At 68.1% G+C, this 15,303-nt stretch carries 15 protein-coding genes; 7 read left to right on the forward strand and 8 right to left on the reverse strand.

Features of this window, described 5'->3' with window-relative positions:
- Positions 1 to 189: 189 nt before the first annotated feature.
- A complete protein-coding gene (locus tag AC5QAB_RS12385) occupies positions 190 to 591 on the forward strand; it encodes a hypothetical protein (protein ID WP_197562183.1) in 402 nt (133 codons plus the stop codon).
- Positions 592 to 808: 217 nt separating this feature from the next.
- Here AC5QAB_RS12385 and AC5QAB_RS12390 read toward each other — a convergent pair whose 3' ends face one another.
- The gene (locus tag AC5QAB_RS12390) at positions 809 to 1,516 is read right to left on the reverse strand and encodes a YceI family protein (RefSeq protein ID WP_005415047.1); all 708 of its coding nucleotides are present in this window, start codon (positions 1,514 to 1,516) and stop codon (positions 809 to 811) included.
- A gap of 86 nt (positions 1,517 to 1,602) precedes the next feature.
- On the reverse strand, positions 1,603 to 2,193 hold the full coding sequence (locus tag AC5QAB_RS12395; protein WP_005415046.1) for a malonic semialdehyde reductase: 591 nt from the start codon (positions 2,191 to 2,193) through the stop codon (positions 1,603 to 1,605).
- Between the two features lie 126 nt (positions 2,194 to 2,319).
- On the opposite strand from AC5QAB_RS12395, the gene AC5QAB_RS12400 reads away from it, so the two are divergent.
- From AC5QAB_RS12400 to AC5QAB_RS12420, 5 genes are all read left to right on the forward strand, one after another.
- Positions 2,320 to 3,279 carry a mitochondrial fission ELM1 family protein gene (locus AC5QAB_RS12400; RefSeq protein WP_495233422.1) on the forward strand — a complete coding sequence of 320 codons (960 nt, stop codon included), beginning with the start codon at positions 2,320 to 2,322 and terminating at the stop codon, positions 3,277 to 3,279.
- A gap of 161 nt (positions 3,280 to 3,440) precedes the next feature.
- Positions 3,441 to 4,292, forward strand: a complete 852-nt coding sequence (locus AC5QAB_RS12405) for a DUF2145 domain-containing protein (protein WP_495233423.1) — start codon at positions 3,441 to 3,443, stop codon at positions 4,290 to 4,292.
- 19 nt (positions 4,293 to 4,311) lie between these two features.
- On the forward strand, positions 4,312 to 4,815 hold the full coding sequence (locus AC5QAB_RS12410) for a hypothetical protein (RefSeq protein ID WP_197562213.1): 504 nt from the start codon (positions 4,312 to 4,314) through the stop codon (positions 4,813 to 4,815).
- A 31-nt stretch (positions 4,816 to 4,846) separates the two neighbouring features.
- Entirely contained in the window at positions 4,847 to 5,362 is a 516-nt protein-coding gene (locus AC5QAB_RS12415) for a hypothetical protein (protein WP_053496435.1), read from the forward strand.
- 75 nt (positions 5,363 to 5,437) lie between these two features.
- Positions 5,438 to 5,998: a queuosine precursor transporter gene (locus tag AC5QAB_RS12420; RefSeq protein WP_014645727.1), complete on the forward strand. Its 561-nt coding sequence runs from the start codon at positions 5,438 to 5,440 to the stop codon at positions 5,996 to 5,998.
- Between the two features lie 614 nt (positions 5,999 to 6,612).
- On the opposite strand, the gene glnE is transcribed toward AC5QAB_RS12420, so the two are convergent.
- Positions 6,613 to 9,408 (reverse strand): bifunctional [glutamate--ammonia ligase]-adenylyl-L-tyrosine phosphorylase/[glutamate--ammonia-ligase] adenylyltransferase, encoded by a 2,796-nt coding sequence (gene glnE / locus AC5QAB_RS12425; RefSeq protein WP_197561865.1) that lies wholly within the window; start codon positions 9,406 to 9,408, stop codon positions 6,613 to 6,615.
- A gap of 374 nt (positions 9,409 to 9,782) precedes the next feature.
- Here glnE and scpC point away from each other — a divergent pair, with 374 nt between their 5' ends.
- Positions 9,783 to 11,297: a succinyl-CoA:acetate CoA-transferase ScpC gene (scpC, locus tag AC5QAB_RS12430; RefSeq protein ID WP_032960979.1), complete on the forward strand. Its 1,515-nt coding sequence runs from the start codon at positions 9,783 to 9,785 to the stop codon at positions 11,295 to 11,297.
- Positions 11,298 to 11,407: 110 nt separating this feature from the next.
- On the opposite strand, the gene hglS is transcribed toward scpC, so the two are convergent.
- From hglS to AC5QAB_RS12455, 5 genes are all read right to left on the reverse strand, one after another.
- Positions 11,408 to 12,772, reverse strand: coding sequence for a 2-oxoadipate dioxygenase/decarboxylase HglS (gene hglS, locus AC5QAB_RS12435; protein WP_197561864.1), 1,365 nt, complete (start codon positions 12,770 to 12,772; stop codon positions 11,408 to 11,410).
- A 139-nt stretch (positions 12,773 to 12,911) separates the two neighbouring features.
- The gene (locus tag AC5QAB_RS12440) at positions 12,912 to 13,400 is read right to left on the reverse strand and encodes a hypothetical protein (protein ID WP_049405514.1); all 489 of its coding nucleotides are present in this window, start codon (positions 13,398 to 13,400) and stop codon (positions 12,912 to 12,914) included.
- A 31-nt stretch (positions 13,401 to 13,431) separates the two neighbouring features.
- Positions 13,432 to 14,184, reverse strand: coding sequence for an HAD family hydrolase (locus AC5QAB_RS12445; RefSeq protein WP_014645722.1), 753 nt, complete (start codon positions 14,182 to 14,184; stop codon positions 13,432 to 13,434).
- A gap of 95 nt (positions 14,185 to 14,279) precedes the next feature.
- Positions 14,280 to 14,690 (reverse strand): EF-hand domain-containing protein, encoded by a 411-nt coding sequence (locus tag AC5QAB_RS12450; protein ID WP_014035758.1) that lies wholly within the window; start codon positions 14,688 to 14,690, stop codon positions 14,280 to 14,282.
- 232 nt (positions 14,691 to 14,922) lie between these two features.
- A complete protein-coding gene (locus AC5QAB_RS12455; RefSeq protein WP_046428249.1) occupies positions 14,923 to 15,294 on the reverse strand; it encodes a hypothetical protein in 372 nt (123 codons plus the stop codon).
- Positions 15,295 to 15,303: the final 9 nt, after the last annotated feature.

A 15,303-nucleotide genomic window follows, 5' to 3' on the forward strand; every position in this document is an offset into this window, starting at 1 on the left:
GATACAACAGCCATTGTAGAGCCGAGCCCACGCTCGGCTGCTCTCCGCTCCGCCATCGGAAAACCCTCGCGCTGCGCGCGATGAGCCGAGCGTGGGCTCGGCTCTACACGGATTCCGACACCCGGTTCAACGCATCAGCCGCCAGGCAATGCGACAATCGCGCTCCTTTCCTGCAGCAACGAGGCCCACATGGCCAAACCGACCCTGGCCAGCGTGGACGCGCTGCGTACCCGCTTTGCCGATGACGCCGCCTGCGATGCGGCGCTTGCCGCGTTCGCCGACACCGCCGTACTGCGCGCGCCGCTGCGCGAGCTGGTGGCGGCACAGCACCGCTACCTGCAGGCCGAATTCGAAGTGGCCCAGGTGGCCGACGTGCTGCGCCGCGACCAGAAATATGCGCCGGTCGGTCGGCCTTCGATCAACATCGTGCAGCTGCGCAAGCAGCAGGCCGCGACCAAGCAGGCGGCGCTGATCGCACGCCAGGTGGTGGCGCAGGCCTCGCAGACCTTCGTGCGCGTGAGCGGGCTGGCGGTGAAGGCCAAGCAGAGCCCGAGCGAAGCGTGCGTGGCATGGTTGGGCGCGTTGCGCTGAGGGATCGTGCGGACCAACGGTCCGCACCCACCAGACGCAGGTTGGCACCCACCAGATGCAGATCCGCCCCCACCAGATGCCGGTTGGCACCTACCGGGTAGTGCCGGCCGCTGGCCGGCAACCCCATCGGCATCGGGCACCTCGCATGCAGAGCCCAAAAAGAAGGCCCGCTTTTCAGCGGGCCTTCTGCCTTCTCACGACGAGTGAGCGGGGTGCATCAAGCGGCCGGCTTTTCGCCGGTGGCTTCGGTGGTGATGCGGATCTTCACTTCATCGCTGACATTCGGAGCGTAGGCGCCGACGCCGAAATCGCTGCGCTTCAGGGTGGTGGTGGCGTCGAAGCCGGCGGCCGGAACCTTGGCCATCGGGTGCTCGCCGCCGCCGTTGACGGTGACGTCCAGGGTGACCGGCTTGGTGATGCCCTTGATGGTCAGATCACCGGTAACGGTCAGCTTGTTGGTGCCGGCCGCTTCCACCTTGGTGCTCTTGAAGGTGGCATCGGCGAACTTGGCGGCGTCGAAGAAGTCGGCGCTCTTCAGGTGCTCGTCGAACTTGGCGGTGAAGCTGTTCAGGCCGCTCAGCGGCAGCTTCACTTCCACGGTGGACTTGGTCACGTCTTCGGCGTTGTACACCAGGGTGCCTTCGACGTTGCCGAAGTGCGCGCTCGGGTTGGAGAAGCCGAAGTGGCTCCACTGCGCCAGCACGTCGGTGTGGCTCGGGTCCAGCTTGTAGGTGCCCGAGGCGATCTTGATCGCTTCGGCAGCCGGCGCAGCAGCGGCGGCATCGGCGGCCGGGGTGGCGGCCTGCTCGGTGGTGGCCGGGGCGGCGGCATCGGCGGCCGGGGCAGCGGTGTCGGCCGGCTTGGAGCAGGCGGCGATGGCCAGGGTCAGGGCCAGCGGCAGCAGCAGTTTACGGGTGGCGCTCATCTGAGGAACTCTCCGGATCGTAGGGTGGGTACACGGTGCAGCAAGAGCCCGCCGTACGACGGCGGGCCCGAAACCGATACAGCGACTTACGCGATGCGCGCCGCTTCGTCGAACGACAGGCGCGGCAGGCGCGGGAACAGGCCCGCCGGATCACCGTAACCCAGGTTGACCAGGAAATTCGACTTGATGGAGGTGCCGGCGAAGAAGGCTTCGTCGACCTTGGCCGGGTCGAAGCCGGACATCGGGCCGGCATCCAGGCCCAGCGCGCGCGCGGCCAGGATCAGGTAGGCGCCCTGCAGGCTGCCGTTGCGGATGGCGGCTTCGTGGCGGCCTTCCTGCGGGCCGTCGAACCAGGCCTTGGCATCGGTATGAGGGAACAGGTACGGCAGCTTCTCGTGGAAGTCCAGGTCGAAACCGATGATGACGGTGACCGGCGCGGCCATGGTCTTGGCCAGGTTGCCTTCGGACAACGCCGGGGCCAGCTTGTCCTTGGCCTCCTTCGAGGTGACGAAGACGAAGCGGGCCGGCGTGGTGTTGGCCGCGGTCGGGCCCCACTTCACCAGGTCGTACAGTTCCTTCAGCAGGCTCTCGGGGACCGGCTTGTCGAGGAAGGCGTTCTGGGTGCGGGCCGTGCGGAACAGCTGGTCGAGGGCAGCAGCGTCGAGCGCGTGGGACATCGGTGGATCTCCAGGGCGGCGAAAGGGGGTCAGTGCCCGCGGGCGGCGCGGGGCGAATCGACGAGCCGCAGTGTAGAGTGTCGCGACTGTTGCAACACCCAGCAGGACTGAAACGAATTAATGCCAATGGTGAAACGATCGAGCGCGCCCTGGACGGTCACTGACGGCCGCGCGGGCAATGTCCGCCAGGCGGTCGCGCTGGCCTCGGCACTGCGCCAGGGCACCCACCGACCGCTGCTGCTGCAACCGCGCGCGCCCTGGCGCTGGCTGGCGCCGCGGCGCCTGCCCGGCGATGTGAACGGCTACGGCGAGGCCTTCGCGACGCTGGCTGCCGACGCCCCGGCGCTGGCGATCGGCTGTGGCCGCCAGGCCGCTGGCGCCCTGCGCGTGCTGCGCGCACGCGGCAGCCAGGTGGTGCAGATCCTCGACCCGCGCATCGGCGCGCGCCACTGGGATGTGGTGGTGGTGCCCGAACACGACGCCCTGCGCGGCAGCAACGTGCTGACCCTGCTCGGCAGCCTCAACCCGGTGGACGATGATTGGCTGGCCTGGGGCCGCGCTGCGTTCGCCGGCTTCAGCACCCTGCCCGGCCCGCGCACCGCACTGCTGGTCGGTGGGCCGACGCCGCTGGCGCCGTGGGATGAGACGGCGATGGTCGGCGTGTTCCAGGCGCTGGCCGACCAGATCCGCAGCGAAGGGGGCAGCCTGCTTGCCACCACCTCGCGACGCACCCCACCGGCGTTGGCGGAGATCCTGCGCGCGAAATTCGCCGACCTGCCGCACGTGATCTGGGGCGATGGCGGCGACGGTACCAATCCCTATGGCGGCCTGCTCGGCTGGGCCAACCGCGTGGTGGTCTCGCCCGATTCGGTGAACCTGCTCTCGGAAGCGTGCGCCACGCGCATGCCGGTGATGGTGGCGCTGGCCGACACAGCGCAGGGCCGCCTGGCGCGCTTCCAGCAGCAGCTGCGCGAGCGCGGGCGGTTGCAGGCGCACTGGCTGGACTGGCAGTACGGCCGCATCGAGCCGCTGCGCGAAACCGCGCGGGTGGCGGCGGAAGTGAAACAGCGCCTGGCATCACGGTAGTGCCGGGCGCTGGCCGGCAACGCTGCACGCATTGCCAAACCCTGCCGTTGCCGGCCAGCGCCCGGCACTACCCGATTGCGCGGCGCAAGGGCGTGGATCGCCCGCTGCGCTGAGCAGCGTATGATCGGCGCGCGGGCCTGCCCGCCGTTGAAGGTACCGACATGGATCGTTTTTCCCGCCTGCCCCGCGCCGCGCTGCTGATCGCCAGCCTGCTGGCGACCGCACCGGCCTGGGCCAACAGCACCGAATGCCGCGAGCGCTCCCCCAGCGTGGCCTCGCAGGCGGCGATGCTGGACGTGGCCTGGACCACCGCCGAACGCCTGGACGCGCTGCCCGATGTGGACGTGGTGGTGGCCGCGCGCGGTGGCCAGGACCTGAGCCGCTATGGCCTGCGCCACAGCCACCTGGCCTTCCTGCTGCGCGAGGACGACGGCCGCTGGCGCGCGATGCACCTGCTCAACCGCTGCAAGACCGACAGCTCGCAGCTGTACCACGAGGGCCTCGGCAACTTCGTCGGCGAGAGCGGCGGCCATACCGACCTGCGCATCGGCGTGCCGTCGGCACCGTTGCGTGCCGCACTGCGCGCGATGCTGGTGCCGCCGTCGATCCAGCCCAAGGCGCTGCACGAAACCAAGTACAACGTGGTCGCCTACCCGTTCGCCACCGACTATCAGAACTCCAACCAGTGGGTGCTGGAGGTGCTGGCGGCGGCGATGGCGCAGGCCGAAGGCGCGCCGGCAATCGTCAAGCGCGAACAGGCACAGCAGTGGCTGCGCCAGCAGAAGTACCAGCCCAGCGTGCTGCATATCGGCCTGGGCAAGCGCGTGGGTGCGCGCCTGTTCGTGGCCAACGCCACCACCACCGACCATCCGGCCGGCGAACGCATCTCCGGCAACTATTCGGTGGTGACGGTGGAATCGGTGTTCGACTTCCTGCACCAGCGCAGCCAGCTGCAGAAGGAACTGGTGATCCCCCATGTGCCGGTGGCCGGTGCCACCGCCGCCTCGCCCTGAATCCCGCAAGGAGAACGACATGCGTCTGCTGCACAACTCCCTGGTATCGATGCTGATCGTCACCGCGCTGGCCTGGTCATCGGCCGCCCATGCCGAACGCCGCATCGTGATCATCCATGACCCGGGCCCGCAGGGACCGAGCCTGGAAATGTCCACGCAGATGGTGGCCTCGGCCCGCGCCGCCGCGGCGAAGGAAGCCCAGGATGCCGCCGATGCCGGCCAGCCGCTGGCCCGCCCGCAGCAGATCAAGCTGCCGCAGATGGAGGTGAGCGCGATTGCCACTACCGTCGACGGCCGCCGCGAAGTGCTGCTGCGCGATGCCAACGATCCGCAGAACACCGCATCGATGCAGTACCCGCGCGGCATCGGCGATCCTGCCGTGCAGTTCACCGTGGGCCAGACCGTGAACTTCGAGCCAACCGGCAACGACCAGGGCTGGCAGCTGAAGGACAACCAGGGCCGCCCGTTGGAATACCTGCCCGAAGCTACCGGCCCGCGCGACATCTTCGATACCCGGCGCTGAGCCGCCGCCCCACGCTGACCAGGAGGTCTCCATGTTCCGTTGCCTGCGCGCTCCCACCACTGCATTGCTGCTTTCGGCGCTGCTGGTGCCCACCGTCCATGCCGGCGCCGCGCCGCAGTTGAACAGCAGCGAGGCCAGCGTGATCGTGACCTCGTTCGTGGTGCTGTCGCTGCCGATGGCGGCCTCGATGGGCCTGTCCGAACTGTCCAAGGCGCCCTTCAAGGCCAGCGAACGCAATGCCAGGGCGACCCGCACCAAGGCGGTGCCGCTGCCGCCGATGGAAGTGAAGAAGGTGGAGACCACGCCCACGGGCGAACGCCAGGTGCAGTTGCAGGTACCGGACAAGGCCGACCACACCGCCACCCTGCGCTGGCCGGTGCAGCCGCCGGGCGAGAACCCGACTGCAGCCTTCGTGGTCGGGCAACGGGTGCATTTCGACCCCACCGAGGCCGGTGCCGGCTGGAACGTGAAGAGCGCGCAGGGCCAGACCCTGGCCTATGTGCCGACGGCCTATGCCGCCGGTGATGTGATGAGTGAAGCGCTGTAAAGCTGAACGACCGGTTTTGGCTTTGCCGCAGGCCGGGCGGATAATGGGCGATCCCCTTTGTCCCCCTGGCTCGCCATGTCCGTGCGTCCTGCCCCTCTGTTTGCCCCGCTGACCCCGCGCGCCCTGGTGCTGGCGGTACTGGCCATGGGTGCAGTGGTGCTGCTGTCCAACGTGCTGGTGCAGTACCCGATCAACGACTGGCTGACCTGGGGCGCCTTCAGCTATCCGGTCGCGTTCCTGGTCAGCAACCTGATCAACCGCCGCTTCGGCCCGGGCCCGGCGCGTCGCGTGGCGTGGATCGGCTTCGCGGTGGCGGTGCTGCTGTCGATCTGGGTGGCCACCCCGCGCATCGCCATTGCCTCGTGCTCGGCCTTCATCGTGGCACAGCTGCTGGACATCACCGTGTTCGACCGCCTGCGCCGCGGCAGCTGGTGGCGCGCACCGATGGTGGCCACCACCTGCAGCGCGACGGTGGATACCACCCTTTTCTGGTCGATCGCGTTTGCCGGTTCCACCTTGCCGTGGGTGAGCTGGGCCGCCGGCGACCTGGCAGTGAAGCTGGCGATCGGTGTCTGCCTGCTGGCCCCGTTCCGCGCGTTGTTGTGGAAGATGGCGCCGTTGCGCGCCACCAGCTGACCGCCATTGAGCCGGTGGGTGCCGACCGTTGGTCGGCACGCCCCATCGGAGTTCATCACCGCTGACAGATTGTGCCGACCAACGGTCGGCACCCACCAGGAGCGGGCATCGCAGGGCCATTGATCCGGTAGTCGCCAACCTTGGTTGGCGCTTGGCATTCATGCCAACCAAGGTTGGCATCTACCAACGGCAGTCCCTCGCAGGGCCATTGATCCGGTGGGTGCCGACCGTTGGTCGGCACGCCCTGCAGAACTCATCGCTGCCGACAGATTGTGCCGACCAACGGTCGGCACCTACCAACAGCGGGCCACCGAAGGGCCATTGATCCGGTAGTCACCAACCTTGGTTGGCGCTTTGCATTCATGCCAACCAAGGTTGGCATCTACCAACGGCGGGCCCTCGCAGGGCCATTGAGCCGGTGGGTGCCGACCGTTGGTCGGCACGCCCTGCAGAACTCATCGCTGCCGACAGATTGTGCCGACCAACGGTCGGCACCCACCAGGAGCGGGCATCGCAGGGCCATTGATCCGGTAGTCGCCAACCTTGGTTGGCGCTTGGCATTCATGCCAACCAAGGTTGGCATCTACCAACTGCAGTCCTCCGCCATCCGGCACTCAGGCGAACGGCAGCTCTGCCGCTCTGCACGCCGCCGTAATCGCTGCACACGCCTCTTCAATCGCCGGCGTGGTCGGGGCCAGCCGCGGGCGGCGGTCCAGCGTGCAGGCCAGGCCCACGTCCAACAGCGTGGCGTGCGCGCCATGCAGCGCCTGCGCAGTGGCATCGGGCAGGAAACCAGCACCAGCCAACGCATCGATCAACGACGGCGTATCGCGCGGCTGCAGCAACGCCACGTGCCGCGCACTGCGCGCAAGCACACCGGTCTGCAGCAGGAATTCCAGGTCCACCACGCCGCCAGCACCTTGCTTCAGGTCCAGCCGTGCGGCGTCGCTGCGGTCCAGTTCGGTGCGCATGCGCCCACGCATCTTCAGCACGTCGGCATACAGCACACCCATGTCGCGCTCACGCCCCAGCGTCTGTGCACGCACCTGCTCGAAATCGGCCAGCAGGCTGGCATCGCCGGCCACGCCACGCGCGCGCACCAGCGCCTGGTGTTCCCAGGTCCACGCACGTTCGCGCTGGTATTCGGTGTAGCTGGCCAGCGAAGACACCAGCGACCCCTTGCCGCCATCCGGGCGCAGGCGCACGTCGATGTCGTACAGGCGGCCGGCGGCGGTGACCGCACCGAGCAGCGCCATCACTTTCTGCGCCAGCCGCGCATACCAGCGCCCCGGCTCCAGCGGACGCGCGCCGTCGCTGGCCTCCACGCCGGCCGGGTTGTCGTGCAGGAATACCAGGTCCAGGTCGGAACCGAAGCCCAGTTCAAGCCCACCGAGGCTGCCGTAGCCGATGATCGCGAAACGTCCACCGGGAATCGCGCCGTGCGCGGCGCGCATGTCCGCCTCGGCCATCGCCAGCACAGTGACCACCACCGCCTGCGCCAGCTCGGCCAGTTGCCGCGTGCTGTCCACCGCGCCCTGGCGGCCATCCAGCGTGGCCATCGCCATGCGGAAGCTGAGCGCCAGCCGCGTCTCGTTGAGCCAGCGCAGCGCGGATTCCGGATCTTCCACCGCCAGCACCTGCTGGCACTCGGCCAGCATGCCGGCGGCATCGGGCATCGGCCCGGACACGCGCACATCCAGCAGTTCATCCAGCAGCAGCGGATACGCGACCAGCCGCTCGGCCAGCAGCGCGCTGCGCGCCAGCACATCGACCAGACGCGCCAACGCGCTCGGTTGTTCGTCCAGCAGCGCCAGATAGCTGGTCCGGCGCAGCACCGCCTGCAGCAGGCCAAGCACGCGCTTGAGCGCGGCATCGGGCTGCGGCGAACGCGTGGCCGCATGCAGCAGCGCCGGCAGTACGCGATCCAGCCGTGCACGCGCGGCGTCGGACAATGACTTCACGCCGGTGCCCTGGGCGAAATCGCGCAGCGACTGATCGGCGCCATTGGCATCGAGGAAACCGGCTTCGGCCAGCAACGGCGCGTTGCTGCCCTCGGGCAGGCTGCGCCAGTAGTTGGCCAGCGCGTCGGGCGCGGCCTGGCCCTTGCGCGGGGCCAGCAGCGCGGCGAATTCGGTGCTGACCCGCTGCTGCTGTTCGGCCAGTGCCGCGCGCAGTACCTCCCAATCCGGGTAGCCGAGGCCGATGGCAATGCGCGCGCGGTCCAGCGCGTCGCTGGGCAGCACGTGGGTCTGCGCATCGCGCAGCATCTGCAGGCGGTTCTCCAACCGGCGCAGGAACAGGTAGGCCTCGCGCACCGCAGCGCCATCGTCGGGCGCAATCTGTCCGGCGGCCACCAGCGCGTCCAGTGCCACCAGCAGGCGGCGCTCGCGCAGCGCCGGCTCGCGGCCACCGCGGATCAGCTGCAGCGCCTGGCACAGGAACTCGATTTCGCGGATGCCACCGGCGCCGCGCTTGATGTCTTCGTGCAGCTCGCGGCGCGCGACTTCGGCGGTGATCGCCGCCTTCATCTCACGCAGGCCGTCGAGCGCGGTGAAATCCAGGTAGCGGCGGTATACGAACGGGCGCAGGGTCTGCAACCACGCTTCGCCGGCGTCGATGTCGCCGGCCACCGCGCGCGCCTTCAGCCAGGCATAGCGCTCCCAGTCGCGGCCTTCGCGCTGGAAGTACTGATCCATCGCCGCGAACGACAGCGCGACGCGACCGGCGCTGCCGAACGGGCGCAGGCGCAGGTCGACGCGGTGGCTGAAGCCATCGACCGTGGTTTCGTCCAGCAGCTTGGCCAGGCGCTGGCCGAGGCGGGCGAAATACTCCTCGGCGGCCAGCGCGCGCGGACCGTCGGATTCGCCGCCCTGCGGGTATGCATAGACCAGGTCGATATCGGAACTGAAGTTGAGCTCGCCACCGCCGAGCTTGCCCAGGCCGAATACCACCAGCTGTTGGGGGACGCCTGCGCCATCACGGACCACGCCGTGCCGCTGTGCGAATTCCTGCTGCAGGGCGTCCAGTGCCAGCCGCAGGCAATCCTCGGCCAGGGTGGTGGCGCCGGCCAGGGTCTGCGCCACGTCGTCCAGCCCAGCCAGGTCGCGCCAGATCAGCCGCGTGGACATCGCGGTGCGCCAGCGCCGCAGCTGTGCCGGCCAGTCGCTGGGTTGCAGCGGATCGAGCACCGGCGCCGGGATCGGCGGGCAGCCGGGCGCGGCCAGCTGCGCCAGCAGCGCCGGTTGCCGCACCAGGGTGTCCAGCGCGAAGTCGCTGGCCACCGCCAGCCGGGTCAGCAGCGGCAGCAGCTCGGCAGGAAAAGGCTCGGGCAGGACCTGGGCCAGGCGCGCCAGGGCGCGGTCGACAAGAGGCTGCAGGGAGGTGGGCAGATCGGCGGGGGCGAGGGTCATGCATCGATTCTCGCGGGGTCGGATCCCTTTGCCAACGGCGAAGGGCTCTGACCCCAGAGTGCTGGCACTGCGCGGGTCAGAGCCTTTTGCCCGTGGCAAAAGGATCCGACCCGGTGTGTCGCGCGCATTCATACTGGGCGGCAGGCAATAAAAAAGCCCGCTTGCAGCGAACTGCCAGCGGGCTCTGCTCCCTCCCCCACGTCGGGATGCAGGGCCATCGTGCGGGCTGCGAAAGCACTTTGCACGCTGCACTGCAAAACAAAACCGGTGGGTATGGGTGACCCCGGTGGGGAAAAGCCATTCCACGAAGGTAGAACCCCCCGTACGGATGAGGATGGCCGATAATCGGCTTTCCCCCCAGAAACACTGTCGTCATGTCTGTTGATCGCATCGCCAACGCGCGTCTTCGTGACCGCGTGGTCTCCGCCGAGGCCGCAGCCGCGCTGATCCAGCCCGGTGAAACCGTGGCCATGAGCGGCTTTACCGGCTCCGGGTATCCCAAGGCCGTTCCCGTCGAACTGGCCCGCCGCATCGAAGCGGTGCACGCCCAGGGCCAGCCCTTCCAGATCAAGCTGATGACCGGCGCCTCCACCGCGCCGGAACTCGATGGCGCGCTGGCCAAGGCCGATGGCATCGCCATGCGCATGCCGTTCCAGAGCGATCCGGATGCGCGCAACCGCATCAACGAGGGCAAGCTGGATTACATCGACATCCACCTCAGCCACGTCGCCCAGCACGTGTGGTTCGGCTTCTACGGCGAGATCGATACCGCCGTGATCGAAGTCTCGGCCATCCGCGAAGATGGCTCGCTGGTGCCCTCCACCTCGGTCGGCAACAACAAGACCTGGCTGGACCTGGCCAAGAAGGTGATCGTCGAGGTCAACGAATGGCAACCGGCCGGCGTCGACGGCATGCACGACATTTACTACGGCACCGCGCTGCCACCGCACCGCAAGCCGATTCCGCTGGTGAACGCCAACGACCGCATCGGCGACACCGCGCTGCGCTGCGACCCGGACAAGATCGTGGCCGTGGTGCGCACCAACGGCCCGGACCGCAACAGCCCGTTCAGTCCGATCGATGCGACCAGCGAACAGATCGCCTCGCACCTGATCGAGTTCCTCAAGCACGAGGTGAAGAAGGGCCGCCTGCCGCCGAACCTGCTGCCGCTGCAGTCGGGCGTGGGCAACATCCCCAACGCCGTGCTGGCCGGCCTGGCCAGGAGTGGTTTCCGCGACCTGGCCGCGTTCACCGAAGTGATCCAGGACGGCATGCTCGACCTGCTGCGCGATGGCGTGCTGAGCTACGCCTCGTGTACCGGCTTCGCGCTGAGCCCGCAGGCCAACGAGACGTTCAAGGAGAACATCGATTTCTACCGCGAGCGCATCATCATGCGCACGCAGGAGATCTCCAACCATCCGGAACTGGTGCGCCGCCTGGGCTGCATCGGCATGAACGGCATGATCGAGGTGGACATCTACGGCAACGTCAACTCGACGCACGTGATGGGCACGCGGATCATGAACGGCATTGGCGGTTCGGGTGACTTCGCCCGCAACGGTTTCCTGTCGGCGTTCCTGAGCCCGTCCACTGCCAAGAACGGCACCATCTCGGCGATCGTGCCGATGGCCAGCCATGTCGACCACACCGAGCACGACGTGTCGGTGATCGTCACCGAACAGGGCCTGGCCGACCTGCGTGGCCTGACCCCGCGCAAGCGCGCGCAGGTGCTGATCGACAACTGCGCGCACCCGGATTTCCGCCCGCAGCTGCAGGATTACTTCGACCGTGCCAGCCGCGAAAGCTACGGCAAGCACACCCCGCACCTGTTGCCCGAAGCACTGTCGTGGCACCAGCGCTGGCTGGATACGGGCACGATGAAGGGCTGACCCCGGGTCCGGACATCGGGTAGAGCCGGCCGCTGGCCGGCTTCCCCTACAGCCGGCCAGCGCCCGGCTCTACCTCACGCGGTGCGCCCGGCCAGCGGCCGGCTCTACCTTCACGCGGTGCGCAGCGCCGCCAGCGATTCGGCCTGCAGCCGCTCGTAGATCTCGAACTCGTCATTCACCGCCACGCCCAGCGCCTGCTCGAAAGCCTCGCGGTTGGCGTGCGCGGCATACGCGCGCTGTTCTTCGCCGCCCAGGTTCGACTGGAAGATGCCCGCGGCACTGACCGGCAGGAAATCCTCGTAGACGATCGGATCGGCCGTGGCCAGGCCGGCGGCCACCAGCACTTCGGCAGGCAGATCGGCCACGCGTTCCGGCGCGGCGCGGCCGGCGTCGGTCAGCTGGTAGCGGTAGTAGCCCAATCCTTCCTGGCGCAGCGTGTCATGGTCATCCGGGAAGCTGGCGAACACCGCCTGCAGGCGCTGCCCGTAGTCGCCACCGGTACTGCCTTCGCCACCGGCATCGCGTGCCTGCGACAGCAGCTGGTCGTACAGCGCGCGGCCCTTCGGGGTCAGCGCAAGGCCGCGTTGTTCGATCTCGCCGAAGCGCGCGGTATGGGTGCCGGCATCGCCACCGTCCGCATCCGGGAAATGCACGGCCTCTTCCAGCGCCTTGAAGCTGGTCTGGCGCAGCAGGATCGGGCAGGCGCGGCGCGGCGGCCCTTCGATCACCGCCTTGGCCGCCATGCCGTGCTCGATCATTGCCGCCTGCGCCGCGTCGATGTCCAGCGTGCGCGGGGTCAGGTGGTTGATGTGCGGGCCACGGAAACTGACCACGTCGGCCACCAGGCGGTGCGCATTGTGCAGCGCGTGGTAGGTCGGCAGATCGACCGTGGCATCGCCGTGCCAGCGGAAGGTTTCCAGTGCTTCGTCGACGAAGCGCTCGGCGTCGGCCTGCGACAGGCCACCGTCACGCTCGGCCTGGTCGATCAGCGCCAGTGCGCCGTCGGTGAAGATGCGGCGGCGTGCCAGGATCTTCGCCGACTCGGCACGCAGGGTTCCGTCTTCGATCAGCTCCAGGCGCAGCAGCGAGGTGAACACGCGGAACGGATTCTGCGCCAGCGCGGCGCCGGTCAGCGGGCGGAACGCGGTGGAGTGCACCGGCACGCCGGCTACCGACAGGTCGTAGTAGCCGACCGGGTACATGCCCATCACCGCGAACAGGCGGCGCAGCGTCGCCAGCTCCTGCGCGGTGCCGACGCGGATCGCGCCATGGCGCTCTTCGTCCAGGCGCGCACGCTCGTCGTTGCGCTGCAGCTGCGCGGCCAGTGCCGGGTCCTGGGCAAGCACCTGCGCGTTGATCCGCTCCACCAGTTCCACCAGCGTGCCGTACAGCGGCACTTCGGTGCGGTACATGCGGGACATGGCCTGCGCGAACAGGCGGCGGATCACATCAGGCGAAACGAAAGAGGCGCTCATCAGTCACTCGATTACGGGAACGGGGAACAGCTCGGACCCGTATTGTCGCCGGAGCGCGCGGCGGCGGCGATACGCAGAGCAACATGGCCGGCAACCTCCTGATGCCTGGAAGGGTGCAGTTGCCGGCCAACGGCCGGCACTACCGCTTCAACTGGCGCTTCAGGGTGGCATCCAGGGTGATCGGCCGGTCCCAGTGCTGGTAGCTGGCCACGATGGCATGCCGCACAGCGCGGTAATGCAGGTTGTCCGGCTTGGCCGGCATGCGCTTCACCACCGCTTCCCAGCCGCCCTCCGGGTCCTGGCTGAAGGCGCGCACGCTGTCGCGGCAGGTCTGGCCGCTGGCCTTGGCCCAGAAGCAGGCGAAATAGATATCCCCGGCCTGCCAGCCATGGGTGGTGAACAGCGCATTGATGTAGCCGCGGGGGACATCGGCGTAGCGCGACACTTCATCGAGGAAGGCATCGGGGTAGCGTTCGGCGTAATGGTTGATGTCCTGCAACTGGGCATCGATCCAGCGGTCACCGGTTGCCACCTCATACGCAGCCGAACGCTCGGCGGTCTGCTGGGCCAGCACGGTGGCCGGCGCCAGCAGCAGGGACAACAACAGCGCGCGCAGTCGGACGTTCATGCCACGATTCTGCCGCAGCTGCCGGGCCCTGTCAGGCCGCCGCAGCGGCCTTGGCCTCGATCGCCGCCAGTGCGGCCGGCCAGTCGTGGGCGGTATCGGCGGTGACCATGCGCGGTTCGTCGTCGGCCACGCCGTGCTGGGTCTCATGGGCCCAGGTCACCGCGTACGGGGTATGCACGCCCCAGCCACCCAGGGTCACCACCGGCTCGATGTCCGAGCGCAGCGAGTTGCCGACCATCACGAAGCGCTGCATCGGCAGTTCGAATTCGGCCAGCACGCGGGCGTAGGTTTCCGGGTCCTTCTCGGAAACGATCTCGATGCGCGGGAACAGCTCGGCCAGGTTGGCGACCTTGATCTTCGCTTCCTGGTGGAACAGATCGCCCTTGGTGATCAGCACTACCGGGTAGTGCTCGGCGATGGCCGCCACGGCTTCGCGCACACCGTCGATCAGTTCCACCGGGTGGCGCAGGGTATCGTGGCCGATATCCAGAATGCGCTGGATGTCCTTGGCCTCGATGCGCTGGCCGGTGATGTCGATGGCCGCTTCGATCATCGACAGGGTCATGCTCTTCACGCCGTAGCCGAAGGTGCCCAGGTGGCGCTGCTGAACTTCCAGCAGGTGGCGCGCGGTCTGGGTGTCGTGCACGTCGACATAGCGCGACAGCAGGTCAAGGTAATCCTGCTCGGCCTTGCGGTAGTAGTCCTCGCTCTTCCACAGCGTGTCGTCACCGTCAAAACCGACCAGGCCGATGGCGCGCGACGGCGCAGGCGTGGACGTGTTCATCGGCCAAGGATACAGGGGTGGCGATGACGAGAAAAACCCGGGCGGCCGCAGCCGCCCGGGTCCCCATGCACCGGTCTTCCCGAATCAGGTCTGGATCAGCGGCCCTGCGCCGCGCCGGCACCCGCACCGGCCTGCTGCGCGGCCACGTAGGCCTTGTACTCGTCGGCGCTCAGCTCGCCGTCCTTGTTGGTATCGGCCTGGTCGAACACCTGGGCCAGGCCGGCGTTCACCTGCGCCTCGGTCTTGCTGATGGTGCCGTTGCCATCGGTATCGATGCTGGCCCAAGTCTGGCCACCACCGTTGGCCTGCGCCGAGGCCGCTGCGGCCGCATCGGTCGCCTGGTCAGCCGCCTGCCCGGCCTGTGCTGCCGCCTGCTGGGCCTGCGCCGCTTCATTCTGCGCATGTGCGGCCTGCTGCTTGGCCGACTGGGCCATCGCCGGAATGGCCAGCACGCTGCCAGCGGCGACGATCAGGGCGATCAGGGGCTTGCGGTTGCGAATAGTCATCAGGGGTGTCTCCTGCATATTGGGTGGTGTTGCGCGGCCTGTTGTTTCCGCACGGCACCTACCCTGCCACCGCGTTTCTGAATCGATTTTGGGCCGCGACCGGCCTCCACACGCACGATTAACCACTCGCATCCACGCATGCTTTAGCGCGCTGGTTAGCGAGGAGTGAGCGGCTCATAAGATGCGCATTCAACGCCTCTGCATTTAACCGGCAGGCAACGAAAAACCTGCGTCAGTCGACGGTTTTTTCCAATGACCGCGAACTGAACAACACCCATCCCAAGGCGACACCGGCGAGCGCGCCGGCGATTTCCAGCACGACACGGCTGCCGAGCTCGTTCGGATCGTGGATGGTGGCCAGGAACAGGCGCGCGTACAGCGGCGACTCCAGTCGCACGATGCCCATGTAGAACAGCTTCCACGCATCGATGCCAGCGGAGGCCACCACCGAGATGACGCAGGACCAGCCGATCGCATGTCCCACCGACCAGTGCAGCAGCCGGCACAGCCGCGACCACACGAAGTACACCAGCAGCCCGACCAGCAGGGCGATGGCGCCGGCTTCCAGGGTGCCGAGCAGGCCGAAGTGCAGGGGAAGGTTCATCGGGTGGGC

The sequence above is a fragment of the Stenotrophomonas sp. YJH_SMC_127 genome, assembly GCF_059372445.1.